Source organism: Bacillus sp. mrc49 (assembly GCF_002803435.1).
Window position 1 is genome coordinate 1 of sequence record NZ_PHNG01000359.1, and the last position, 333, is coordinate 333.

Annotated in this window: 1 pseudogene; it reads left to right on the forward strand. The window is 31.2% G+C overall.

Features of this window, described 5'->3' with window-relative positions:
* Positions 1–122 (forward strand): annotated as a pseudogene (locus CVN76_RS32050) (nucleotidyltransferase-like protein); the annotation flags it as partial.
* Positions 123–333 lie beyond the last annotated feature (211 nt).

Below are 333 nucleotides of genomic sequence, written 5' to 3' on the forward strand. Positions count from 1 at the left end.
TTAAATATTACTCAGTCGATTTAGGCGTTTTAATAGAATATTTGATAGAGAAAAAGGTGATCGATGTGATCAAAGTGGAGACGAAAGGGCACGATGTTTATCATCGATATTATTCCGTTTAAAAAAACTTTTAAAAAATTGATTTTTATTATTGACCAATAATAATATAGGTGATATATTAATACATGTCGCTGCGGGACATCAGCTTTCGCAGCTTCATCAAAACAAAGAAAATAAAAAAACATGTTGACAACTTGGTTGAAGACATGGTAAGATATAAAAGACGCTTACGAAGTAAACGACAGCGAAATTGCTCTTTGAAAACTGAACAAA